The organism is Pseudomonas sp. J452 (assembly GCF_024666525.1).
Lineage (GTDB): Bacteria > Pseudomonadota > Gammaproteobacteria > Pseudomonadales > Pseudomonadaceae > Aquipseudomonas.
The window spans coordinates 378,610-401,877 of record NZ_CP088294.1 but is presented as its reverse complement, the minus strand read 5'-3'; the positions used below and the strand labels follow the sequence as shown (position 1 = coordinate 401,877).

At 65.8% G+C, this 23,268-nt stretch carries 20 protein-coding genes; 7 read left to right on the top strand and 13 right to left on the bottom strand.

Annotated elements, in window-relative coordinates; genetic code table 11:
- Positions 1-75: 75 nt before the first annotated feature.
- From pgi to dksA, 11 genes are all read right to left on the bottom strand, one after another.
- Positions 76-1,740 carry a glucose-6-phosphate isomerase gene (pgi, locus tag LRS11_RS01855; RefSeq protein WP_260495284.1) on the bottom strand — a complete coding sequence of 555 codons (1,665 nt, stop codon included), beginning with the start codon at positions 1,738-1,740 and terminating at the stop codon, positions 76-78.
- A 236-nt stretch (positions 1,741-1,976) separates the two neighbouring features.
- Positions 1,977-2,357, bottom strand: coding sequence for an aspartate 1-decarboxylase (gene panD, locus LRS11_RS01850; protein WP_160082471.1), 381 nt, complete (start codon positions 2,355-2,357; stop codon positions 1,977-1,979).
- Between the two features lie 83 nt (positions 2,358-2,440).
- The gene (gene panC, locus LRS11_RS01845; protein WP_260495283.1) at positions 2,441-3,289 is read right to left on the bottom strand and encodes a pantoate--beta-alanine ligase; all 849 of its coding nucleotides are present in this window, start codon (positions 3,287-3,289) and stop codon (positions 2,441-2,443) included.
- Complete coding sequence (gene panB, locus LRS11_RS01840) at positions 3,286-4,086, bottom strand: 3-methyl-2-oxobutanoate hydroxymethyltransferase (protein ID WP_260495282.1); 801 nt, start codon at positions 4,084-4,086, stop codon at positions 3,286-3,288. Before panB ends, panC begins: the two co-directional genes overlap by 4 nt.
- 153 nt (positions 4,087-4,239) lie before the next feature.
- On the bottom strand, positions 4,240-4,740 hold the full coding sequence (gene folK, locus LRS11_RS01835) for a 2-amino-4-hydroxy-6-hydroxymethyldihydropteridine diphosphokinase (protein ID WP_260495281.1): 501 nt from the start codon (positions 4,738-4,740) through the stop codon (positions 4,240-4,242).
- A gap of 1 nt (position 4,741) precedes the next feature.
- Positions 4,742-6,145 carry a polynucleotide adenylyltransferase PcnB gene (locus tag LRS11_RS01830; RefSeq protein WP_260495280.1) on the bottom strand — a complete coding sequence of 468 codons (1,404 nt, stop codon included), beginning with the start codon at positions 6,143-6,145 and terminating at the stop codon, positions 4,742-4,744.
- 722 nt (positions 6,146-6,867) lie between these two features.
- Positions 6,868-8,286, bottom strand: a complete 1,419-nt coding sequence (locus LRS11_RS01825; RefSeq protein ID WP_260495279.1) for a sigma-54-dependent transcriptional regulator — start codon at positions 8,284-8,286, stop codon at positions 6,868-6,870.
- Between the two features lie 81 nt (positions 8,287-8,367).
- A complete protein-coding gene (locus LRS11_RS01820) occupies positions 8,368-11,322 on the bottom strand; it encodes a sensor histidine kinase (protein WP_260495278.1) in 2,955 nt (984 codons plus the stop codon).
- Between the two features lie 56 nt (positions 11,323-11,378).
- Complete coding sequence (locus LRS11_RS01815) at positions 11,379-11,555, bottom strand: hypothetical protein (RefSeq protein ID WP_003095129.1); 177 nt, start codon at positions 11,553-11,555, stop codon at positions 11,379-11,381.
- Between the two features lie 75 nt (positions 11,556-11,630).
- Positions 11,631-12,518, bottom strand: coding sequence for a tRNA glutamyl-Q(34) synthetase GluQRS (gluQRS, locus tag LRS11_RS01810; protein WP_260495277.1), 888 nt, complete (start codon positions 12,516-12,518; stop codon positions 11,631-11,633).
- A 108-nt stretch (positions 12,519-12,626) separates the two neighbouring features.
- Entirely contained in the window at positions 12,627-13,070 is a 444-nt protein-coding gene (dksA, locus tag LRS11_RS01805; protein WP_182831956.1) for an RNA polymerase-binding protein DksA, read from the bottom strand.
- A gap of 195 nt (positions 13,071-13,265) precedes the next feature.
- On the opposite strand from dksA, the gene LRS11_RS01800 reads away from it, so the two are divergent.
- Positions 13,266-14,447: a pyridoxal phosphate-dependent aminotransferase gene (locus LRS11_RS01800; protein WP_260495276.1), complete on the top strand. Its 1,182-nt coding sequence runs from the start codon at positions 13,266-13,268 to the stop codon at positions 14,445-14,447.
- The gene (gene sfsA, locus LRS11_RS01795) at positions 14,437-15,144 is read left to right on the top strand and encodes a DNA/RNA nuclease SfsA (RefSeq protein WP_260495275.1); all 708 of its coding nucleotides are present in this window, start codon (positions 14,437-14,439) and stop codon (positions 15,142-15,144) included. The genes LRS11_RS01800 and sfsA overlap by 11 nt, the downstream gene beginning before the upstream one ends.
- A 141-nt stretch (positions 15,145-15,285) precedes the next feature.
- Here sfsA and LRS11_RS01790 read toward each other — a convergent pair whose 3' ends face one another.
- Both LRS11_RS01790 and LRS11_RS01785 read right to left on the bottom strand, forming a co-directional pair.
- Positions 15,286-15,603: a Rieske (2Fe-2S) protein gene (locus tag LRS11_RS01790; protein ID WP_260495274.1), complete on the bottom strand. Its 318-nt coding sequence runs from the start codon at positions 15,601-15,603 to the stop codon at positions 15,286-15,288.
- 233 nt (positions 15,604-15,836) lie between these two features.
- Positions 15,837-18,152, bottom strand: a complete 2,316-nt coding sequence (locus tag LRS11_RS01785; protein WP_260495273.1) for a TonB-dependent hemoglobin/transferrin/lactoferrin family receptor — start codon at positions 18,150-18,152, stop codon at positions 15,837-15,839.
- Positions 18,153-18,376: 224 nt separating this feature from the next.
- Here LRS11_RS01785 and LRS11_RS01780 point away from each other — a divergent pair, with 224 nt between their 5' ends.
- From LRS11_RS01780 to LRS11_RS01760, 5 genes are all read left to right on the top strand, one after another.
- Positions 18,377-19,450, top strand: coding sequence for a hemin-degrading factor (locus tag LRS11_RS01780; RefSeq protein WP_260495272.1), 1,074 nt, complete (start codon positions 18,377-18,379; stop codon positions 19,448-19,450).
- 11 nt (positions 19,451-19,461) lie between these two features.
- Positions 19,462-20,355, top strand: a complete 894-nt coding sequence (locus tag LRS11_RS01775; protein WP_260495271.1) for a hemin ABC transporter substrate-binding protein — start codon at positions 19,462-19,464, stop codon at positions 20,353-20,355.
- 50 nt (positions 20,356-20,405) lie between these two features.
- Positions 20,406-21,389, top strand: a complete 984-nt coding sequence (locus LRS11_RS01770) for an iron ABC transporter permease (protein WP_260496844.1) — start codon at positions 20,406-20,408, stop codon at positions 21,387-21,389.
- Complete coding sequence (locus LRS11_RS01765) at positions 21,389-22,156, top strand: heme ABC transporter ATP-binding protein (protein ID WP_260495270.1); 768 nt, start codon at positions 21,389-21,391, stop codon at positions 22,154-22,156. The genes LRS11_RS01770 and LRS11_RS01765 overlap by 1 nt, the downstream gene beginning before the upstream one ends.
- 84 nt (positions 22,157-22,240) lie before the next feature.
- Positions 22,241-23,125 carry a ChaN family lipoprotein gene (locus tag LRS11_RS01760; RefSeq protein WP_260495269.1) on the top strand — a complete coding sequence of 295 codons (885 nt, stop codon included), beginning with the start codon at positions 22,241-22,243 and terminating at the stop codon, positions 23,123-23,125.
- The last annotated feature ends 143 nt before the right edge of the window (positions 23,126-23,268 follow it).

Here is a 23,268-nt window from a genome sequence, read left to right as displayed (position 1 = left end):
TTACGTGTGTAAATGAGCAGTCCGAGTCGGCTTTCAACGCCGTATGGGCAAGCGCAATAGCTTTTCCGGTGATTTTCAGCCGCGGTGACGGCCGCGGAAGAAGTCGATCAGCCCCTGGGTCGAGGCATCCTCGGCCGGTGCGGCGTCCCAGGCGGTAAGGCGTTGGTAGACACCCTTGCCGAGTTCCTTGCCGAGCTCCACGCCCCACTGGTCGAAGGCGTTGATGCCCCAGATCACGCTCTGTACGAATACCTTGTGCTCGTACATCGCCACCAGCGCGCCGAGGCGCCGCGGGCTGATGCGTTCCAGGACCAGGGTGTTGCTCGGGCGGTTGCCGGGGATCACCTTGTGCGGCGCCAGGCGCTGTACTTCGTCTTCGCTCAGGCCGTTGGCGCGCAGCTCGGCCTCGGCCTCGTTGCGGCATTTGCCGAGCATCAGCGCCTGGCTCTGCGACAGGCAGTTGGCGTACAGCCACTGGTGGTGGTCGGCCACCGGGTTGTAGCTGACCACCGGCACGATGAAGTCGGCCGGAATCAGCTGGGTGCCCTGGTGCAACAACTGGTGGTAGGCATGCTGGCCGTTGCAGCCGACGCCGCCCCAGATCACCGGACCGGTGTCGGTGCTGACTGGGCTGCCGTCCTGGCGCACGCGCTTGCCGTTGGACTCCATGTCCAGCTGCTGCAGGTGCTTGGTGATGTTGCGCAGGTAATGGTCGTACGGCAGGATCGCGTGGCTCTGCGCGCCCCAGAAGTTGCCATACCACACGCCGAGCAGGGCCAGCAGCACCGGCATGTTCTTGTCGAACGGGGTGCTACGGAAATGCGTGTCCATGCTGTAGGCACCGGACAGCAGTTCCTTGAAGTTGGACATGCCGATGGCCAGGGCGATTGGCAGGCCGATGGCCGACCACAGCGAGTAGCGCCCGCCGACCCAGTCCCACATGGGGAAGACGTTCTTCTCGCGGATGCCGAAGGCGATCGCCGCTTCCTTGTTGCTGGTGACGGCGATGAAGTGGCGGTAGAGCTTCTCCTCGGTGCCGCCGCGGGCCAGGTACCAGGTGCGCGCGGCCTGGGCGTTCTTCAGGGTTTCCAGGGTACTGAAGGATTTGCTGGAAACGATGAACAAAGTGGTTTCGGCGTTCAGCTTGGCGGCCAGTTCATGGAACTCGCTGCCGTCGATATTGGCCAGGTAGTGGCAGCGCACGCCGTGCTGGGTGAACGGCAGCAGCGCTTCGGAGACCAGCTGCGGGCCGAGGAAGGAGCCGCCTATGCCGATGTTGACCACGTCGGTGATGGTCTTGTCGCTGTAGCCGCGCCACATGTTGCTGTGGATGCGCCCGACTATGTCGGTCATCTGGTGCAGCACGCGGTGCACGTCGGGCATCACGTTGACCCCATCGACCTTGACGCAGTCGCCGATCGGCCGGCGCAGGGCGGTGTGCAGGGCCGGGCGGCCTTCCGAGGCATTCAGCTGCTCGCCATTGAACAGCGCCTCGATGGCCTGTTCGAGGCCGGCTTCCTTGGCCAGGTTGACCAGCAGGTCGCGGGTCTGCTGGCTGATCAGGTTCTTCGAGTAGTCGAGGAACAGGCCGCTGGTGCTCATGGAGAAGCGCTCGAAACGCTTGGCGTCGCTGGCGAAGGCATCGCGCATGCTGAACTGCTGCATGTCCTCGCGGTGCTGGCGCAGGGCCTGCCAGGCGGGCAGGGTGGTGACGTCGAGCGGGTGCTGGTGGTACGCCATGGGCAGCTGTTTCCTTGTTATGCGGCCGGTGTGCTGTCGAGCATTTACAGACCATTGAAAACTATCTGCGTTGCCGATTCGTCGTTGAGAACGACCTCAAAATGCTCATTTACAGCGCGTAAACTGCGCTTTTTCGGTCGTTCTCGCCTAGCCTCGGCTGCCTCGCCAACGTTTTCAATGGCCTGTAAAAAAGCCCGGAAGGTTCCGGGCTTGCAGTGTAGCGTTACAGGTCCGGCTCAGGCGACCTGTACGGGAATCGCGTTGCTGGTGTGGCTCAGCTCGCCATCGGCGCCCATATAGAGAACGCGCGGCTGGAAGTTGGCCAGCTCGGCCTCGCTGTAGTGGGCGTAGGCGCAGATGATCAGGCGGTGGCCGACGCCGGCCTTGTGCGCGGCAGCACCGTTGACCGAGATGATCTTCGAACCTTCCTCGCCGCGGATGGCGTAGGTGGTGAAGCGTTCGCCGTTGTCCACGTTGTACAGCTGGATCTGCTCATATTCGCGGATGCCGGAGAGGTCCAGCCATTCGCCGTCGATGGCGCAGGAACCTTCGTAGTCGAGCACCGCATGGGTGACGATGGCGCGGTGCAGTTTGGCCTTGAGCATGATGGCGTGCATGGCAATTTCCTCGTCAGTACCTCGGGCGGCGGCAGAGTTTGCCCGAACCCCGAACAGTGTTCAAGGTCACAGATCGCCTGGCTTCAGAGCTCGAAAGCCAGGTTGTCGATCAGCCGTGTAGCGCCCATGAACGCCGCACCGAGAATCACCAGTTGGCTGTCCGTGGCGCTGGCCGCGCGCAGGCTGCCGGCTTCGCGGATTTCCAGGTAGTCGGGGCGAAAGCCCGCGTCGCCGAGGGCGGCCTTGCCTTCGCTCTCGAGCTCGGCGAAGTCGCGTCGGCCACCGCGGATGGCTTCGGCCAGCTGGTTCAGGGTGCGGTACAGGGCGGGTGCGCTGGCGCGCTGCTCCTCGTTCAGGTAGCCGTTGCGCGACGACAGGGCCAGGCCATCGGCGGCGCGTACGGTCGCTTCGCCCATGATCTGGATCGGCATGTTGAGGTCGCGCACCAGGGTGCGGATTACCGCCAGCTGCTGGAAGTCCTTCTCGCCGAAGATCGCCAGATCCGGTTGAACCATGTTGAACAGCTTGCTCACCACGGTGGCGACACCATCGAAGTGGCCGGGGCGGCTGCCGCCACACAGGCCTTCGGAAACCCCGCGCACGCTGACCAGGGTCTGGCCGTCCATGCCGTTGGGGTACATCTCTTCTACATCCGGGTGGAACAGCAGGTGGCAACCGGCGGCGACCAGTTTTTCCTGGTCGGCGAGCAGGGTGCGCGGGTACTTGGCCAGGTCTTCGTTGGGGCCGAACTGCAGCGGGTTGACGAAGATGCTGGCGACCACGAAGTCGGCGCGTTGGCCGGCCTTCTCCACCAGGGCGATATGGCCCTCGTGCAGGTTGCCCATGGTCGGCACGAAGGCGATGCGCTTGCCTTCGCCACGCGCGCGCGCCACGGCGGCGCGCAGTTCGAGTACGCTCTTGACGGTGTTCATGCGGAGAATCCGTGCTCCTCGGCGGGGAAACTGACGTCCTTCACCGCCTTGACGTAGGCAGCCAGGGCGGCCGGGATGTTCGGCTGGCCTTGCATGAAGTTCTTCACGAACTTCGGCGCGCGACCGGTCAGGGACAGGCCGAGCATGTCGTGCAGCACCAGGACCTGGCCGTCGGTAGCCGCGCCTGCGCCGATACCGATCACCGGAATCTTCAGTGCCTGACTGATCTCGGCAGCCAGCTCGCTGGGCACGCATTCGAGCAGGACCATGGCGGCGCCGGCTTGCTCCAGAGCCATGGCATCGGCACGCAGCTGGCGCGCGGCGGCGTCACCGCGGCCCTGCACCTTGTAACCACCGAACACGTTGACTGCCTGCGGGGTGAGGCCCAGGTGGGCGCACACCGGCACACCGCGTTCGGCCAGCTGGCGGATCGGCTCGGCCAGCCAGGCCGCGCCTTCCAGCTTGACCATATGCGCACCGGCCTGCATCAGCGCGGCGCAGCTGGCGAAGGTCTGTTCCAGGGTGGCATAGGCCATGAACGGCAGATCGCTGAGGATCAGTGCACCCTGGTTGCCGCGTTTGACCGCGGCGGTGTGATAGGCCATGTCGGTGACACTGACTGGCAGGGTGCTGTCATGGCCCTGCAGGACCATGCCGAGGGAGTCGCCGACCAGCAGCACGTCCACGCCGGCCTGGCAGGCTGCCTGGGCGAAGGTGGCATCGTAGGCGGTCAGCATGGCGATCTTCTCGCCTTTCTGCTTGAGGCCCAGCAGGGTGCTTACGGTTGTATCAGGCATCAACGATTCCTCATCAGCAGGCCGGGTGAAACGGGGCGCTTGTGGCGCGGGTTCACGGCCTGATAAGCAGCGGTTCTGCACCGCCTCAGGGCAACGGGACGCCTATAGTCCCGATGGGGGTGCGTGAAGTCAATCGTGGGTGTTACCGCCGTGTTACGGCGTTACCTGTGGCGCGGCTAGCCGCTCCAGGCCCGTGTAGGGGCAGGCCGCCAGTAAGTCGCGCAGATGGCGGCCATCGGGCAACTGCAGGTCGGCGGCGATTTCCGCCAGCGGATAGAGCACAAAGGCTCGCGCATGCATGTGGTAATGCGGCACGGTCAGGCGTTCTTCGGCGAGGCGGCGTTGGCCGAACAGCAGGATGTCGAGGTCAAGAGTGCGTGGCCCCCAGCGTTCATCCTTGCGCACGCGGCCCTGCTGCAGTTCGATGGCTTGCAGGGCGTCGAGCAGTTCCAGCGGCGCGAGGCTGGTATCCAGTGCGGCCACCGCGTTCACGTAGCGTGGCTGGTCGGGCGGGCCCAATGGGTCGCTGGCATAGAAGGAGGAGACTGCCGCCAACTGGCTGCCCGGCAGGCGGGCGATGGCCGTCAGGGCGGCGCGCAGTTGCTGCAGGGGCTCGGCCAGGTTACTGCCGAGCCCGAGGTAGACGCGTTCCACCTTATTCGCCGGCAGGCGCGTCGGTACGCGGGCCGCGGCGCTTGTTGCGCCCGCCACGGCGGCGCTTTTTGGCCGGGCCTTCACCGGCTTCTTCCTGGCGATTGCTGAGGTCGCGGATCATGCTGCGGCGTTCGCTGTCGGTAGCATCCTGGTAGTCGGTCCACCAGTCGCCCAGGCCGTCGGTTTCTTCACCGGCATCTTCGCGCAGCAGCAGGAAGTCGTAGCCGGCGCGGAAGCGCGGGTTCTCCAGCAGCAGGTCGGCACGCTTGCCGCTGCGCCGTGGCAGGCGCTCCTGCATGTCCCAGATCTCGCGGATCGGCAGGGTGAAGCGCTTGGGAATGGCGATGCGCTGGCACTGCTCGGCGATCAGGTCGTGCGCTGCTTCCTGCATCGCCGGAATCGGCGGCATGCCGCGCTCCTGCAGTTGCAGCACGCGCGCCGGCAGGGCCGGCCAGAGCAGGGCGGCAAACAGGAAGGCCGGAGTGACTGGCTTGCCCTGGGCGATGCGATCGTCGGTATTGGCCAGGGCCTGGCGGATCAGCGTGCCGGTGTAGTCCGGGTCGCGCTTGAGCGCGGCAGCGCTGGCGGGGAACAGCGGGGCGAACAGGTCGTACTCGACCAGCAGGTCGAAGGTGTGTTCGGCGTAACCGGCGAGGAACAGCTTGAGCACTTCGTCGAACAGGCGCGCCGAGGGGATGTCGCGCAGCTTCGAGGCCAGCTGGCGGATCGGCGCGGCGCTGTGCTTCTCGATATCGAAGTCGAGTTTGGCGGCGAAACGCACGGCGCGCAGCATGCGCACCGGATCTTCCAGGTAGCGCTGCTCGGGATCGCCGATCAGGCGGATCAGGCGATTGCGGATGTCGTGCACGCCATGGGCGTAGTCGAGGATGCGCTCGCCGCTGACGTCGAAATACAGCGCATTGATGGTGAAGTCGCGGCGCTGGGCGTCGTCCTCCAGGCTGCCATAGACGTTGTCACGCAGGATACGTCCGCTCTCGTTGCGCGAGGACAGGTGGCTGTCTTCCTCGTCATCACCCACAGGGTGGTTGGCGCGGAAGGTGGCGACTTCGATGATCTCGCGGCCGAAGTGCACGTGCGCCAGCTTGAAGCGGCGGCCGATCACCCGGGCGTTGCGGAACTCGGCGCGAACCTGTTCCGGCGTGGCGCTGGTGGCGACGTCGAAGTCCTTGGGTTGCAGGCCGAGCAGCAAGTCGCGCACGCAGCCACCGACCAGGTAGGCCTGGTAGCCGGCATGCTGCAGACGCTCCACCACGTTCACCGCATTGCGGCTGAACTTCGCCCGCTGCAGGGCGTGCTGGCGGCTGCTCAGAACCTCGGGGGTGCTGCGTGGATGGGCTTTGCGCTTGAGGGGCGAGCGGAAGGACTTGAACAGCTTTTTCAGCATGGGGAGCACTGTGTAATGAAGAAAACGGTCGTTTCAGGGCGTCGTAAAGCGTCTGGATGAAAATATGAGACGTAACACGACGGGCTGAAAAATGCATTAGAACGCACGGCTGGCGCGGATTCTAGCACTGGGGAGGGGGATGGTGAATTAAATGGCAGGCTGGGGATGTAGAAGCTACTGGGGGAGCCTAGGCTCCCCCCCAAGTAGGTGCGTGCTTTGTTTTTGTTATTATTGCGGGCCTGTTGTTTTTGTTGGTTGGCCCGTTTTTGGTAGCCCAATTCGGGTACCAGGAGCAAACGGATTACTTTGGATGCTGATTTTGCCTTGATCAATCCTTGACCCAACCAGTTCAGGTGCTGCCTCAAGGCAGTTTTATTGTTCTCAGTCTGGCTGTGGGGCGAACCCCAAGGGCAAATCCTCTCCAAAATGATCAGTTAGCTGCGCCTCCGCCTTGTTGTTTTTGTTGTGCTGGAGTCGTTCTGTCTTATTTTTATTGTGGTGTTTCTGATTTGTTATTGTTGTTGTGCCAGAGATAAAGCAGAACCCGTGCCAGTTTTTGCAAATCCTTATTTATCAATGCTTTACTGACTTCATGGTTGGCTTCTCGCACAAAAAAAGCCGGGTTCTCGTTACCGATGAACCCGGCTTTTGTTACGCGATGTTTGAAGGGGTAACAACCGGTGGAACCTTTATCCCTGTAGCCGGTCGCCGCAGGTAACGCTTCAGGAGCCGGTGGCGGCCCCCGATTTGCGCCGCGGGATGCCCAGGCGCTGACGGCGTTCCCACAGGCACTTGCGGCTGATGCCGAGCTTGCGCGCCAGTTCGGTCTCGGTCATGTGGTCCTGGTGCTCAAGGACGAAGTGCTGGAAGTAGTCCTCCAGGGACAGGTCTTCGGTCGGCTCGTGGTTGTTGCTGCTGGTGGAGCCGCTGCTGCCTTGCTCGTCGAAGTAACCGTCTTCCAGGTCGCTCAACTCGATGTCGATGCCCAGCAGTTCGGCAGAAATCTCCGCGCTCTCGCAGAGGATCACCGCTCGCTCGATGGCGTTTTCCAGTTCACGCACGTTGCCCGGCCAGGAGTAGTGGCGGATCGCCTGTTCGGCGTCGGCGGCAAAGCGCAGGTCTTCGCGGCCCATGCGGGTGCACTGGCGCAGCAGGAAGGCCTTGGCGATCTCGTTGACGTCGGCACCGCGCTCGCGCAGTGGCGGCAGCTTGAGGGCGATCACGTGCAGGCGGTAATACAGGTCTTCGCGGAACTGGCCGATCTTGGCCAGGGTCTTCAGGTCGCGGTGGGTGGCGGCGATCAGGCGCACGTCGACCTTCTGCGACTGTACCGAGCCGACCCGGCGGATCTCGCCTTCCTGCAGCACCCGCAGCAGGCGGGCCTGGGCCTCCAGCGGCAGCTCGCCGATCTCGTCGAGGAACAGGGTGCCGCCGTCAGCCGCTTCGACCAGGCCGGCACGCCCGGCGCTGGCGCCAGTGAAGGCGCCTTTCTCGTGGCCGAACAGTTCCGACTCGATCAGGGTTTCCGGAATCGCCGCGCAGTTGACCGAAATCAGCGGCGCCTTGGCGCGGCGTGACAGGTTGTGCAGGGCGCGCGCGACCAGCTCCTTGCCGGTGCCGGACTCACCCTGGATCAGTACGTTGGAGTCGGTTGGCGCGACCTTGCGGATCTTGCCGTAGAGATCCTGCATGACTGCGCAGGAGCCGATGATGCCGATATCGCCATCCGCGCTGGCGGCCGGCTTGCCGGCATTCTTGCTCGGGCTTTCCGCTGGCTTGCTGCGCGCCTCCTGGTGGTCGCGCAGGATGCGCGCCACGGCCTGGAGCATTTCGTCGTGGTCGAAGGGCTTGGCGATGTAGTCGACCGCGCCCATCTTCATCGAGTCCACCGCCGAGCGCAGGCTGGCGTAGCTGGTCATGATCAGCACCGGGGTGCCTTCGGCCAGCTTGATCAGCTCGGTGCCGGGTGCGCCGGGCAGGCGCAGGTCGCTGACGATCAGGTCGAAGCCGGGGATGCTGTAGCGCTCCTGGGCCTCCTGCACCGATCCGGCTTCGCTGACCTGATACTGGTTGCGCTCCAGCAGGCGGCGCAGCGCCGAGCGGATGATGGTTTCGTCTTCGACGATGAGGATATGCGGCATTGATTCTCTCTCGACGGTCTCGAATCTGTTCAAGGTTTGCTGCGGATTCGCGCTGCCTTGAACAGGCTCATAGTTCACTGCTTAGGTCGCTACGGACGTCGCTTCGATATAGCGCGGCAGCGTCACGCGGAAACGGGTTCCGAGTTGGCGTTCGGGGTTGGCCGGGCTGTCGATGGTGATCTGCCCATAATGCTCTTCCACGATGGAATAGACCAGTGCAAGACCCAGCCCGGTGCCCTTGCCCGGATCTTTGGTGGTGAAGAACGGCTCGAACAGGCGATCCATGATCGCCCTGGGAATGCCGCTGCCCTCGTCCTCGACGATCAGCTGCACGCTCTGCTCGCTGGTCTCGCTACTAACGCGGATGACGCCGCCGGTCGGTGAGGCATCGCGGGCATTGGACAGCAGGTTGATCAGCACCTGCGCCAGGCGTTGCGGGTCGCCCTTGGCCAGGTGATCGGGATCGCAGAGGTTGAAGAACTGCACCTCGGTGGCATTGCGGTTGAGCGACAGCAGGCTGATCGCATCCTGCGCCACGGCCGCCAGGCTGACCGGGTACTCGGCGCGTTGCTGGGCGCCGGCATGGGCGAAGTTCATCAGCGACTGGACGATGCGCGAGATGCGCTTGGTCTGGTCGATGATCTGCGAGCTGAGCTCGGCGACCTCCTCGTCGTCCTCGCGCTCCTCGCGCAGGTTCTGCGCCAGGCAGGCGATGCCGGTGACCGGGTTGCCGATCTCGTGGGCCACCCCGGCGGCCAGGCGGCCAATGCTGGCCAGGCGCTCGGAGTGCACCAGCTGGTCTTCCAGTACGCGGGTCTCGGTGACGTCCTCGATCAGCAGCACCAGGCCGCTGTTGCCCGGTGCCAGCGGCTCGTCGATGGCCGCCTTGTGCAGGTTGATCCAGCGCTCTTCGCCGTCCAGGGTCAGTTGCTGTTTATGCAGGTGTTCGTCGTCCTGCTGGATAAAGCTGCTCAGCAGGCTTTGCCAGGGTTCGTCGAGGGCGTCGAGGCGCGAGCCGACCACGCGCAGGGCCGGGATCGCCGTGAGGTCCTCGAGGGCACGGTTCCACATGAGGATTTCCTGGTCCTTGGCCAGCGAGCAGACGCCCATCGGCAGTTCCTGCAGGGTCTGCCGGTGGAAGCGGCGCAGGGCGTCCAGCTCGGCAGCCAGGCCGGTGAGGCGCGACTGGTAATCCTCCAGGCGGCTCTCGATAAAGTGGATGTCTTCGCTGACATAGCCTTCGCTGCCGCTCTTGTACGGCAGGAAGGTCTCGACTATGTCCTGGGCCACGCTGGGGCCCATCAGGCCGGAGAGGTTGGCCTCGATGCGGTCGCGCAGGCGACGCAGGGCGTAGGGGCGACGCTCGTCGAACGGCAGGTGCAAGTCGCGCAGGGCCTGTTCGACTTCCTTCTGCGCGGTCTTCGCGCCGAGGGGCTTGGCCAGCTGGGCGGCGAAGTCCTGTGGCGAGGTGGCCAGCAGCTCGCGCCGTTGCGGACGCCGTACGTTGTCGACGGTGCAGGCCTCGGCGGCGCTCTTTTCCTCGGGGCTGGCCTCGGTGAACAGCGAGATCAGGGTGAACACCAGCACGTTGGCCGCCAGCGAGCCGATCGCCGCCAGGTGCCAGCTGGTGTCATCGAGGGTGTAGATGACGTTGAACAGCGGCAGCTGCATGCCCTGCAGGTTGCTGACCAGCGGCAGCAGCATGCTCACCGCCCAGACCAGCGCGCCGGTCAGCAGGCCGGCGATGAAGCCGCGGCGGTTGGCGGTCGGCCAGTACAGCACCGACAGCGCGCCTGGGAGGAACTGCAGGGTGGCGACGAAGGCGACGATACCCAGGTTGGCCAGGTCCTGCTCGGCGCCGAGCAGCAGGTAGAAACCGTAGGCGGCCATGATGATGGCGATGATCAGGGCACGGCGCGTCCACTTCAGCCAGCGGTAGATGTTGCCCTCGGCCGGCGGCTGGTACAGCGGCAGCACTAGGTGGTTGAGAGCCATGCCGGACAGCGCCAGGGTGGTGACGATGATCAGCCCGCTGGAAGCCGACAGCCCGCCGATATAGGCGACCAGCGCCAGGGTCGGGCTGTTCACCGCGATGCCCAGGCCGAGGGTGAAGTATTCCGGGTTGGTGGTGGCGCCCAGCTTGAGCCCGGCCCAGAGAATCAGCGGCACCGACAGGCTCATCAGCAGCAGGAACAGCGGCAGGCCCCAGCTGGCGCTGACGATGGCGCGCGGGTTGAGGTTCTCGGTGAAGGTCATGTGGTACATGTGCGGCATGACGATGGCCGAGGCGAAGAACACCAGCAGCAGGGTGCGCCAGGGGCCTTCCTGCAGCGGGGTGTGCAGGGCGGTGAGCGAGGCCTGGTTCTGCAGCAGCCACAGCTCCAGCTCGCCGGGGCCGCCAAACACCCCGTATAGCGCGTACAGGCCGATGCCGCCGAGGGCCAGCAGCTTGACCACCGACTCGAAGGCGATGGCGAACACCAGGCCCTCGTGCTTCTCGCGGGTGGCGATATGGCGGGCGCCGAAGAGGATGGTGAACAGCGTGATCAGCGCGCAGAAGCCCAGGGCGAAGCGGTTCTGCAGCGGTTCGCGGGTGAGGATGCCGATCGAGTCGGCCACCGCCTGGATTTGCAGTGCCAGCAGCGGCAGCACGCCGATCAGCATGAACAGGGTGGTCAGCGCGCCGGCCCAGCTGCTGCGGAAACGGAAGGCGAACAGGTCGGCCAGCGACGACAGCTGATAGGTGCGGGTGATGCGCAGGATCGGGTAGAGCAGTACCGGGGCGAGCAGGAAGGCGCCGGTGATGCCCAGGTAGCTGGCGAGGAAGCCGAAACCGTACTGGTAGGCCAGGCCGACCGTGCCGTAGAAGGCCCAGGCGCTGGCATACACGCCCAGCGACAGGGTGTAGGTCAGCGGGTGGCGGATGATCCAGCGTGGGATCAGGCCTTTCTCGCTGATCCAGGCCACGCCGAACAGCAGCAGCAGGTAGGTGGCGCTGATCAGGATCAGCTGACTCAGGTCAAAGCTCGTCAGCATCGGGTCGGCTCGGCGAATAAAGATAAGGAGAGGTCACGGTTTTTTGCCGGTGCGGATCAGAGTTCATCGGCATCACGCTGGCTCTGCAGGATAAAGGTCACGACTATGAGGATCAGCCACAGCAGGTAGGGGCGATACCAGGCGCCATTGGGGTCGATCCACCAGTCCATGATGGCCGGGGAGAACAGGTAGATCCCCACTACCAGGAGCAGGACCAGTCGGTAGATATACATGCCGATTCTCGTGGCGAAAGTGCAGCGATGGTAACGGATTAGGCCGACAGGCGGCAGCACTGCGCCTGTGTTGCTTCAGCGTAGTTGGGCTTCGGCCAGGGTCGGGCTGCGCGGGATGCGCGCGGCGTCCCAGTTGGCGCTGCCCCAGGCCAGCAGTTCGCGGGCGCTGGCGCCGGCCAGCTCGCCTGGCGGTTGCTGGCCGAGGGTACGCAGGGCGCGCAGCAGCAGGGCAGGGGCCTGGTCGGCGGGCAGTGGCGGCGAGCGGTAGCTCTTGCCCAGCTTGTGGCCATCCGGCTGGATGATCAGCGGCACGTGCAGGTAGCGCGGCTGGCGCAGGCCGAGCAGCTCCTGCAGATACAGTTGGCGCGGCGTGGAGTCGAGCAGGTCGGCGCCGCGCACGATATCGGTGATGCCTTGCCAGGCGTCGTCCAGCACCACGGCCAGTTGATAGGCGTACAGGCCGTCGCGGCGACGGATGACGAAGTCACCGACCTCGCGGCCCAGGTGCTGGCGGAACTCGCCTTGCACGCGGTCGCAGAAGTGGTATTGCAGCTCGGGCACGCGCAGGCGGATCGCCGCATCCTCGATGGCGTGCCCGGCATTACGGCACAGGCCGGGATAGATGCCGCCGTAGGCTTCCAGCTGCTTGCGCGAGCAGGTGCAGGCGTAGGCCAGGCCCTGGCTGAACAGGCGTTCGATCAGGGCGGCGTATTCGCCATGGCGCTCGCTCTGGCGCACCAGCGGGCCATCCCATTCGAAACCGTAGGTTTCCAGGGTGCGCAGGATGGCGTCCTGGGCACCAGGTTCTTCGCGCGGTGGGTCGAGGTCTTCCATGCGCAGCAGCCACTGGCCGCCGACGCTGCGGGCATCGAGGTAGGAGGCGAGGGCGGCGACCAGTGAACCGAAATGCAGGTAGCCACTGGGGGTGGGGGCGAAGCGCCCGATGTAGGCGGGAGAAGTCATGGCGAACAGGCTATCTGCAGCAGGCGGCAGAGGCCAGTGCAGTTATCGGCAGGCAGGAACTATCGGCAGGCAGAAACGAAACGGGGCGCTTGCGCGCCCCGTGCGGGATCAGGAACCGATCTGTTTTTCCTTGATTTCCGCCAGCGTCTTGCAGTCGATGCACAGGGTCGCGGTCGGACGGGCTTCGAGGCGGCGGATGCCGATCTCGACGCCGCAGGAATCACACCAGCCGTAATCGTTGTCTTCGATCAGCTGCAGGGTTTCGTCGATCTTCTTGATCAGCTTGCGCTCGCGGTCACGGGCGCGCAGTTCCAGGCTGAACTCTTCTTCCTGGCTGGCACGGTCGGCCGGGTCCGGGAAGTTGGCAGCTTCGTCCTGCATGTGGTGCACGGTGCGATCCACTTCCTGCATCAGCTCCAGCTTCCACTTGTTGAGGATGCCGGTGAAGTGAGCGCGCATCGGGTCGCTCATGTATTCCTCGCCCTTTTTCTCTTTATAGGGCTCGAAACCGCGGGCCAGCTGGCTACTGCTTGGTTTTGCTTTGGTGGGCATGGATGGCCGCCTCTCACTCTCTCTGATCCACTTAGCGCAGGATCTGTTCCTTTACCGGCAGGGCCGGGCCTGCGGCTGCAAGCGGGCGAACTTACCAGATCAATTCGGGCGATGCTACTCCCGGTTGTCCATGTTGCTACAGCCTGGTCGGGCAGTTAGTTAGAATCCCCCCTTTGTTCAATTAAAGGAAGGCCAATGGCCCAGCCCTTCAGTGCGCGCAGTCGCGCCATCGAACCGTTCCACGTCATGGCCCTGCTGGCCCGCGCCAACCAGTTGCAGGCGGCCGGTCATGACGTGATCCATCTGGAGATCGGCGAGCCGGACTTCACCACCGCCGCGCCCATCGTTGCCGCCGGCCAGGCTGCGCTGGCCAACGGGCATACCCGCTACACGGCGGCGCGGGGTATTCCGCAGTTGCGCGAGGCGATCGCCGGCTTTTATGCCAGCCGCTATGGCCTGAGTGTCGACCCCGAGCGCATCCTGATCACCCCCGGTGGTTCCGGCGCCCTGCTGCTGGCCGCGAGCCTGTTGGTCGATCCGGGCAAGCACTGGCTGCTGGCCGACCCCGGCTACCCGTGCAACCGCCACTTCCTGCGCCTGGTCGAAGGCGCCGCGCAGCTGGTGCCGGTCGGCCCGGACAGTCGCTACCAACTGACCCCGCAGCTGGTCGAGCGGCATTGGGATCAGGACAGCGTCGGCGCCCTGGTCGCCTCGCCAGCCAACCCCACCGGCACCCTGTTGCACAGGGATGAGCTGGCTGCGTTGTCGACCGCGCTGAAAGAACGTGGCGGCCATCTGGTGGTGGACGAGATCTACCACGGCCTGACCTACGGCTGCGACGCGAGCAGCGTGCTGGCAGTGGACGACGAGGCCTTCGTCCTCAACAGCTTCTCCAAGTATTACGGCATGACCGGCTGGCGCCTGGGCTGGCTGGTGGCGCCGGCCAATGCCGTGCCGGAGCTGGAGAAGCTGGCGCAAAACCTCTATATCAGCGCGCCCTCGATGGCCCAGCATGCTGCGCTGGCCTGCTTCGAGCCGGCCACCCTGGCGATCTTCGAGGAGCGCCGCCACGAGTTTCAGCGCCGCCGCGACTACCTGCTGCCGGCCCTGCGCGGGCTGGGCTTCAAGATTGCCGTGGAACCGGAAGGGGCCTTCTACCTGTATGCCGATATCTCCGCCTTCGGTGGCGATGCCTACGCCTTCTGCCAGCACTTCATCGAAACCGAGCACGTGGCCTTTACCCCAGGCCTGGACTTCGGCCGCTACCAGGCCGGGCACCATGTGCGCTTCGCCTACACGCAGACCATCGAGCGCCTGCAACAGGCGGTCGAGCGGATCGCCCGCGGCCTGAAGACCTGGCGCCCCGATGCAGTTTGATCCGCCGCTGGAAGAGGGCCGCCTGCTGCGCCGCTACAAGCGCTTCCTCGCCGACATCGAGAGCGCCAGCGGCGAGCAGCTGACCATCCACTGTCCCAATACCGGCTCCATGCTCAACTGCATGAGCGAGGGCTGCCGGGTCTGGTTCAGCCGCTCCAGCGACCCCAAACGCAAGCTGCCGGGCACCTGGGAACTGGGCGAGACCCCGCAGGGCCGGCTGGCCTGCATCAATACCGCGCGGGCCAACGGCCTGGTCGAGGAAGCCCTGCGTGCCGGGGTGATCAGCGAATTGGCCGGTTTTACCGGGCTCAAGCGCGAGGTGCGCTTCGGCGAGGAGAACAGTCGGGCGGACTTCCGCCTGGATTACCCCGATGGCCCGGCCTGGGTCGAGGTGAAGAGTGTGACCCTGGGCTTCCCCGATACGACCGTGGCGGCCTTTCCCGATGCCCGTACCGAGCGCGGCGCCAAGCACCTGCGCGAGCTGGCGAGCCTGGCGCGCCAGGGCGTGCGGGCGGTGCAGCTGTATTGCGTGAACCTGACGGGGATCGAGGCGGTGCGCGCGGCGGAGGAGATCGACCCGGCCTATGCGGCGGGCCTGCGCGAAGCCAAAGTGGCGGGTGTCGAGGTGCTGGCCTATGGCGCTGAGATCACGCCGCAGGGCATGCGCCTGGTGCGACGCCTGGAGGTGCTGTTGTAGCCCGGATGTAATCCGGGGCTGGAGATGTTCCCGGATTGCATCCGGGCTACGTCACTGTCGGGCGTTGCGACGTTGAATTGTAGGAGCGAGCTCTGCTCGCGAAGCCGGTCAGCGCAGATCGTTCGCCAGCAGATCTCGCTCCTACAGGCTGATCCAGATGCCGTCGCTATCCTCGCGACATTCCACCGCCTGCAACGCCTGGCCGGCACAAGGCCCGGTCAGGCATTCGCCACTTTCTATAAGGAACAGCGCGCCGTGGTGGGCGCACTGGAGCAGGCTGCCGCTGGCGTCGAGAAAATCATCGGCGCGCCACTCCAGACTCAGGCCGCGGTGCGGGCAGCGGTTGTGATAGACGTAGACATGGCCGTCGCGGCGTACCGCCAGCAATGCCAGTCCATCAATCGAAAAGCCCCGGCTCTGGCCTTCGGCCAGCTCATGCGGGGCGCATAGAAGTTTCATGGTGATCTCCACGCCAAGGCGGGGATTATCCCGCATGGGCGTGGCGATGGGGTAGGGCGCGCGTCCTTGCGCGAACAGATGGGCTTTTAGTCCCCTCTACGGGAGACGACTGCATGGATGAAGGAGGTAAAGCGAAGCAGGAGGCCCGAGCCGAGGGTTAGGGAGAGGGCGTGCCGGCCAATACCCTCTCCCCCAGCCCCTCTCCCACAAGTGGGAGAGGGGAGAAAGTGCTCTCAGTACTGCCAGGACGCCGAGACGCGGAAGCTGCGGCCGGCTTCGCTGTAGTAGTCGTCCGGCTGGGTCAGGGTGCCGGTCGGTACGTTCAGCGCGTTCCAGTACTGCTTGTCGAGCAGGTTGAACAGGCCGGCCTGGAACTTCACACCATCCAGTTCGGCAGGCTGCCAGTAGCCGGTCAGGTCGACCACGCCATAGCCGGGCGCCTTGAAGTCGCCGTCGTTCTCGACCTGGTTGCGTGCGGCTGCCGCGCGCAGCATCAGGTCGGCGCCGTAGCGTTCCTGTTCGTAGCTCAGGCCGAGCAGGCTGGTGAGCGGTGCCACCGAGCTGAGGCGCTGGTTGCTTTCACGGTCTTCGCCGTTGGCCCAGGCCAGCGAGCCCCAGACTTTCCAGTGCGGCACGAACTCCCAGTGGGCGGTGGCTTCGGCGCCGTAGATCTGCACCTTGGCGCGGTTTTCGGTGCGGGTCACGCCGTAGGGGTAGTTGGCCGGATCCAGGCCAAGGCCGGCGATGGTCGCGGCATCCAGGGTGACGTCGTCATCGATGAAGTTCTTGTAGTGGTTGTCGAACAGGCTCAGCGAGCCGCCCAGCTTGTCGTTGCCCAGTTGCGCACCGATCTCGTAGCCGTTGCTTTCTTCGGGCTTGAGGTCGGCGTTGCCGACGCGCAGGTAGCTGCCTTCGGCGCCGTAGTTCATGTACAGCTGGGTCGCGTCGGGGGCCTTGAAGCCCTGCGCCCACTGGGCGTACAGCAGCACTTCATCAGCTGCCTGCCAGGTGCTCAGCAGGCTGGCGGAGAGCTTGTGGTCCTTGCTGGTCTCCAGGGTGCCGCTGTTCGCCGGGTTGATGTTGTTGCTGAAGTCGCGGGTCGCCTGCGGGTCCTGCTGATAGGCGTCGTAGCGCAGGCCCGGAGTGACCTTGACGCGGCCATCGGCCAGGCTGATTTCATCGCTGACATACAGGGCCCACTGGCTGCCCTCGGCCTTGGGCATGTCGGCCTGGTTGGTGTGCAGAAAGTCGCAGGCGGTCGGGCCCATGTACATCGGGCTGCTCGGATCGATGGTGAAGCCGGGGCAGTTGTCGTAGCCCTCGGAGACCTGCTCGGTGTTGATCTGGTACAGCTCGCCACCGAGGGTCAGCTTGTTCGCCAGGCCGGCGATTTCGAGGGTCTTGCCGATTTCGCCGGATACCCCGTACAGCTCCTTCTCGATCTGGTTGTCACGACCGAAGGCGCCGCTCGGGTATTTGTACGGGTTGCCCGGCAGGCCGAACATCTGGAACACCGAATCAGGGATCCCGGCGCGCGAGTCGCTGACGCTGCGGATACCGGTCTGGTCGTCATGGCGGCGCAGTTTCTGCCAGTAGGCGATGGCATGGGCGCTGTCGATCAGGCCGTTGCTGTCTTCGGCCAGGTACTCGTAGTCGGCGGACAGGCGCTGGCGCTTGTTGTGCTCGACTGTGCTGTTTTCACCCTCCAGGTAGGTGCTGCCTTGGTTGGTGCGGCTGTCGATGTCGTTCTCGCGCTGGAAAATCTCGCCGGTGAAACCGAGCTTGTGGCCACCGTCGAAGCGCTGCTGCAGCTTGATCAGCAGGCTCTGCTGCTCGCTGTCGGCCGGGTTGGCGGCGGTGCGCGCGGTGCCGTAGAGGTTGTCGTCGCCGCTGCTTTCCAGTTCATGGCCCTGGCGCTGGCCGGCCTGCAGCAGCCAGGCGGTGTCCTGCACACGGCCGGCGACGGCGGCATTCAGGCCCCAGCTGTCATCGACGCTGTCGTAGTCACTCTTGATCAGGCTGCCGAAGTTCTTGCCGCCGCGCAGCAGATCTTCCGGATTGAGGGTGAACAACTGCACCGCGCCACCGAGGGCGCCGGAGCCGGCCTGGCTGGAGTTGGCGCCACGCACGATATCCACTGCGGACAGGCCATTGAAGTCGATCGAGTCGAGGCCGCCCTGGGCGCCGCCGGTCGGGCCCTGGCTGCGTGCACCATCGGTCAGCCACGGTACGCGGATGCCGTCGAGGGTGGTCAGTACGCGGTCACGATCGAGGCCGCGGATGTTGATGCTTTCCGTGGTGCGGCTGTAGTTCACCCCGGGCTCGGCGCGCCGACCGAGGTCATCGAAGCTGCGGATCTGCCGCTCTTCGAGGGTTTCGGCGCTGGTGCTGGTGGTCGGCAGACTGTCCTGCACGGCCTGGCCGGTGACCTGGGTGGCTGCGAGTTCGGTGCTGCTGTCCTGCTTGCCGGTGGTCTGTGCCAGCGCCAGGGCCGGGCTTAGCAACAGCAGCGCCATCCATGGGCGCAGGGCGAAGGGTGGGGTGGACATGCGATTACTCCCGCTGATTGGCTCTTGATGGCCAGGTGATTTGGCGGGCTGCAAGGTAATGGAAATTCATTATTGAATGCAAACAGTTATCAATAACATTGGAGTTTAATTCTTGTTGGTGTAGTCTGCGCCGACCTGGCGGGGATCCCCTTGCCCGACCCTTGCGGTCGGGAGGGGGTGTGCTGCCCCGCCGTGAACAGACTCCAGACCGAGAAGGACTCGCCATGAGCATTGCCAATCCCACGACCCACACTTCGCCGGCCTCCCTGTACCAGGCCTGGCAGCGCCTGCGCGCCGAGCAAGCCGGTCTGCGTGCCCGCGATGCGGCCGCCAAGCTGGGCGTCAGCGAAGGCGAGCTGACCGCCAGCCGCCTGGGCATCGATGCCGTGCGCCTGCGTCCGGACTGGGCTGCGCTGCTGCCGGCCCTCGGCGAACTGGGCTACATCATGGCGCTGACCCGCAACGAGCATTGCGTGCATGAACGCAAAGGCCATTACCGCGATGTGTCGGTGCTGGCGAACGGGCAGATGGGGCTGGTGGTATCGGCTGATATCGACCTGCGCCTGTTCCTCGGCGGCTGGGCCAGCGTGTTCGCCGTCGCCGAAGACACCGCGCGTGGCACCCAGCGCAGCATCCAGGTGTTCGACCACCAGGGCCTGGCCGTGCACAAGGTGTTCCTCACCGAAAGTAGCGAGCTGAGTGCCTGGGCGCCGCTGGTCGAGCGTTTCCGCGCCGAGCAGCAGAGCGCCGAACTGGATCTGCAACCGCTGGCCGAACGCCCGGCGCCGCGCGCCGATGCCGAGGTGGATGTATCCGCCCTGCGCACCGACTGGGCTGCGCTGCAGGACACCCACCACTTCTTCGCCATGCTCAAGCGCCATGCGCTGACCCGCACCCAGGCCCTGCGCCTGGCCGGTCGCGAATGGGCCGAGCCGCTGGGCTGCGCCGAGCTGCCGAAACTGATGGAGGGCGCCGCCAGTGGCGAGGTGCCGATCATGGTGTTCGTCGGCAACCCGCACTGCATCCAGATCCACTCCGGGCCGGTGAACAACCTGCGCTGGATGGACAGCTGGTTCAACGTGCTCGATCCGGAGTTCAACCTGCACCTGAAAACCACCGGCGTGGTCGAACTGTGGCGCGTGCGCAAGCCGAGTAGCGACGGTGTGATCACCAGCTGGGAAGCCTTCGCTGCCGACGGTGAGCTGGTGCTGCAGCTGTTCGGTGCGCGCAAGCCGGGCATCGCTGAACGTGCCGATTGGCGTGCCCTGGCGGAAAGCGCCGCGGCCCTAGGCGACTAAGGGGAAGACCAATGGATCTGGGCAAATTGATGGCCGGCGCCTGTGCCGGTCTGCTGTTTAGCTCGGCACTAGTTGCCGGCGAAGCCTTGCCGCAACGCTGGGTCAGTGCCGGTGGCTCGCTCAGTGAGTGGGTGGTGGCCCTAGGCGGTGAGGGCAAGCTGGTCGGGGTCGACAGCACCAGCCAGTACCCGCAGTCCCTGCGCCAGTTGCCGGGCGTGGGTTACCAGCGCCAGCTGGCTGCCGAAGGCGTGCTGGCCCTGCGTCCGGACCTGCTGCTCGGCAGCGAGGAAATGGGCCCGCCGCCGGTGCTGGAGCAACTCAAGGCGGCGGGCGTGCAGGTCGAGCTGCTCTCGGCGCAGGCCAGCCTGAACACTCTGGAGCACAACCTGCAGCGCCTCGGGCAGTTGCTCGGTACGCCGCAGCAGGCCCGGGCCAGCATGGATGCCTACCGCAAGCGCCTGCAGCGCCAGGCCGCCTGGGTCAATCAGGCACAGCGCCAGCAGCAGGCGCCGCGTGTGCTGATGCTGCTCGGCCATGTCGGCAGTAACACCCTGATGGCCGGCAAGGACACTCTGGCCGCCTGGTTGATTACCCAGGCTGGCGGGCACAACCTCAGCGAGCATCAGGGCTACAAGCCGATCTCCAGCGAAGCGTTGCTGGCGCTGGACCCGCAGGTGGTGATCTTCGCCGACCGCGGCCTCGCCGGGGACGCTGCGCGCGCCGCCCTGCTCGAACAGAACCCGGCCCTGGCGCAGACCCAGGCCGGCCGTGAAGGGCGCCTGCTCGATCTCGACCCGACCCTGCTGGTCGGTGGCCTGGGTCCGCGTGTGCCGGATGCGCTGGCGGTACTGGCGGCAGCCTTTTATCCTTCCGCGCACCCTCTGACTGCCGAAAACCGCCCATGACCGCCATTGTTCGACCTCGCCCATTGCTGATCGGCCTGGGCCTGTTGCTGTTGTTGGCGTTGTGGCTGTCCCTGGCGCTGGGCCCGGTCAGCCTGCCGCTGGCCGATACCCTGTACGCGGCCCTGCGCCTGCTCGGCGTGCCGCTGGAGGGCGAGGGCTTGCAGCAGGCCGAGCTGATCCTCGGGCAGATCCGCCTGCCGCGTAGCCTGCTCGGCCTGGCCGTGGGCGCCGTGCTGGCGCTGTCCGGGGTGGCCATGCAGGGCCTGTTTCGCAACCCGCTGGCCGATCCCGGCCTGGTCGGGGTGTCGGGCGGCGCGGCGCTGGGGGCGGCCATCGCAATTGTCGGTGGCAGCTACATGGGCGGCCTGCCGCCGGCCTTCGCCCCGTACCTGTTGTCGGTCTGCGCCTTTGGCGGCGGGCTGGCGGTGACTGCGGTGGTCTACCGTTTCGGCCGCCGCGATGGACAGACCCATGTCGCCACCATGCTTCTGGCCGGGGTGGCGATGACTGCCATGGCCGGCGCCGGGGTGGGGCTGTTCACCTACCTGGCCGATGACGCCACCCTGCGCAGCCTGACCTTCTGGAACCTCGGCAGCCTCAACGGCGCCAGCTATTCGCGACTGTGGCCGCTGCTGTTGGTGACGGTCGGTGTGGCCCTGTGGCTGCCGCGCCGGGCGGCGGCGCTGAATGCGCTGTTGCTTGGCGAATCGGAGGCGCGCCACCTGGGTTTCGATGTCGAGCGGATCAAGCTGGAGCTGGTGCTGTGTACGGCGCTGGGCGTCGGTGCCGCCGTGGCCGCGGCCGGTCTGATCGGCTTCATCGGCCTGGTGGTGCCGCATTTGATGCGCCTGCTGGTCGGCCCCGATCACCGCGTGCTGCTGCCGGCTTCGCTGCTGGCCGGCGCCAGCCTGCTGTTGCTGGCCGATCTGGTCGCACGCCTGCTGCTGGCGCCGGCGGAGTTGCCGATTGGCATCGTCACCGCGCTGCTCGGCGCGCCGTTCTTTCTCTATCTACTGGTACGGGGGCGCACCTGATGCTGCAGGCCAACAATCTGGCGGTCCAGCGCGGCCCTTGCACGGTGCTGGCGGATATCGACCTGCAGCTGCGCCCCGGCGAAGTGCTTGGCGTGCTCGGCCCCAACGGCGCCGGCAAGAGCACGCTGCTCGGCGCCCTGTGTGGTGAGCTGGCGGCGGCCCGCGGCGAGGTCAGCCTGGATGGCCGGCGCCTGGCGGACTGGTCCGGGCAGGCACGGGCGCAGCGGTTGGCAGTGCTGCCGCAAAGCTCGACGCTGAACTTCGCCTTCGCGGTGGAGCAGGTGGTCGCCATGGGCCGTCTGCCCCACGCCAGTGGTCGTGTGCGCGATGCCGAAATCGTCGCGGCCGCGCTGCAGGCGGCGGATGCCGCGCACCTGGCGGGGCGCAGCTACCTGGCGTTGTCCGGCGGTGAGCGCCAGCGCGTACACCTGGCGCGGGTGCTGGCGCAGTTGTGGCCGGGCGCGGCGGGGCAGACCCTGCTGCTCGACGAGCCGACTTCGATGCTCGATCCGCTGCACCAGCACACCACCCTGCAGGCGGTGCGCGACTTTGCCGGGCGTGGCGCGGCGGTGATGGTGATCCTGCATGACCTCAACCTGGCGGCGCGCTACTGCGACCGGCTGCTCCTGCTGCAAGGCGGGCGCCCGCATGTGCTGGGCACACCGGATGAGGTGTTGAACGCTGTCGCCCTAGAGGCAGTGTTCGGTCTGCAGGTGCTGATCCAGTGTCACCCCGAGCGCGGCCATCCGCTGATCGTGGCGCGCTGACTGTTTATGTAGCCCGGATGCAATCCGGGAACGGCCCCCGGATTGCATCCGGGCTACCGCCGCTTGATCGCTAAGGAAACTTGCATGCGTATTCTGTTGCTCTGCTGTATAGCCCTGCTGGCGGCCTGCCAGTCCAGTGGCGGGCTGCCGCCACCTGCGCCGATTGCCCCCGAGGGGCACGACCATCCCCAGCTGGGCCAGATTATCGAGCTGGCCAGTGGCGAGCGACTGACGCCGCAACAGCTGGTCGAGCGCCTGGCCAAGGCGCCACGCCTGCTGATCGGTGAGCAGCACGACAACCCGGACCATCACGCCCTGCAGCTCTGGTTGCTGCGCGAGTTGGCCGCGCGTCGCGCGCAAGGCAGCCTGCTGTTGGAAATGCTCACGCCCAGCCAGCAGGCGCGGGTGGCGCAAGTGCAGGCGCAGAGCCGCGTGGGTAACGCGCCGCGCGACCTGATCGGCGCACTGGCCTGGCAGCCGGGCTGGGACTGGTCGCTGTATGGCGCGCTGGTCAGTGAAGCGCTGCGCCAGCCTTATCCGTTGCTGTCGGCCAACCTCGAACGCAGCGAGATCATGGCCATCTACCAGCAGCGCCCGCCACTGCCGAGCGGCGCGGCCACCACGCCGGCGGTGCAGGATGCGCTGTTCGCCGATATCCGCGAGTCGCATTGCGGCCTGCTCCCGGAAAGCCAGCTGCCGGCCATGCTCGCCGTGCAGCAGCAGCGCGACCGGCGCATGGCCGAGCGTCTGCTGGCCGCGCCGCAGCCGGCCGTGCTGCTGGCTGGAGCCTTCCATGTGCGCAAGGACCTGGGCGTGCCGCTGCACCTGAGCGATCTGGCGGCCGGGCAGGGTAATACGGTGCTGGTGCTGGCCGAAGTTGGCAAGACGGTGGCGGCGGACAGCGCCGACTATGTCTGGTACACCGCCGCCATGCCGGCCCAGGATCACTGCGCCAAGTTACGCCGTTAAGCGCGCCGGCTCGTGCGCGGCGAATGGCCCAAAGTATGGCTATGTGCTCGTTGCGTGCTGCACCCGTCATTGAGCTTTTGTGGGAGCGGATTTATCCGCGATAAACAGACGGCTCAGCGTTGGCCCTGATCGCGAATGAATTC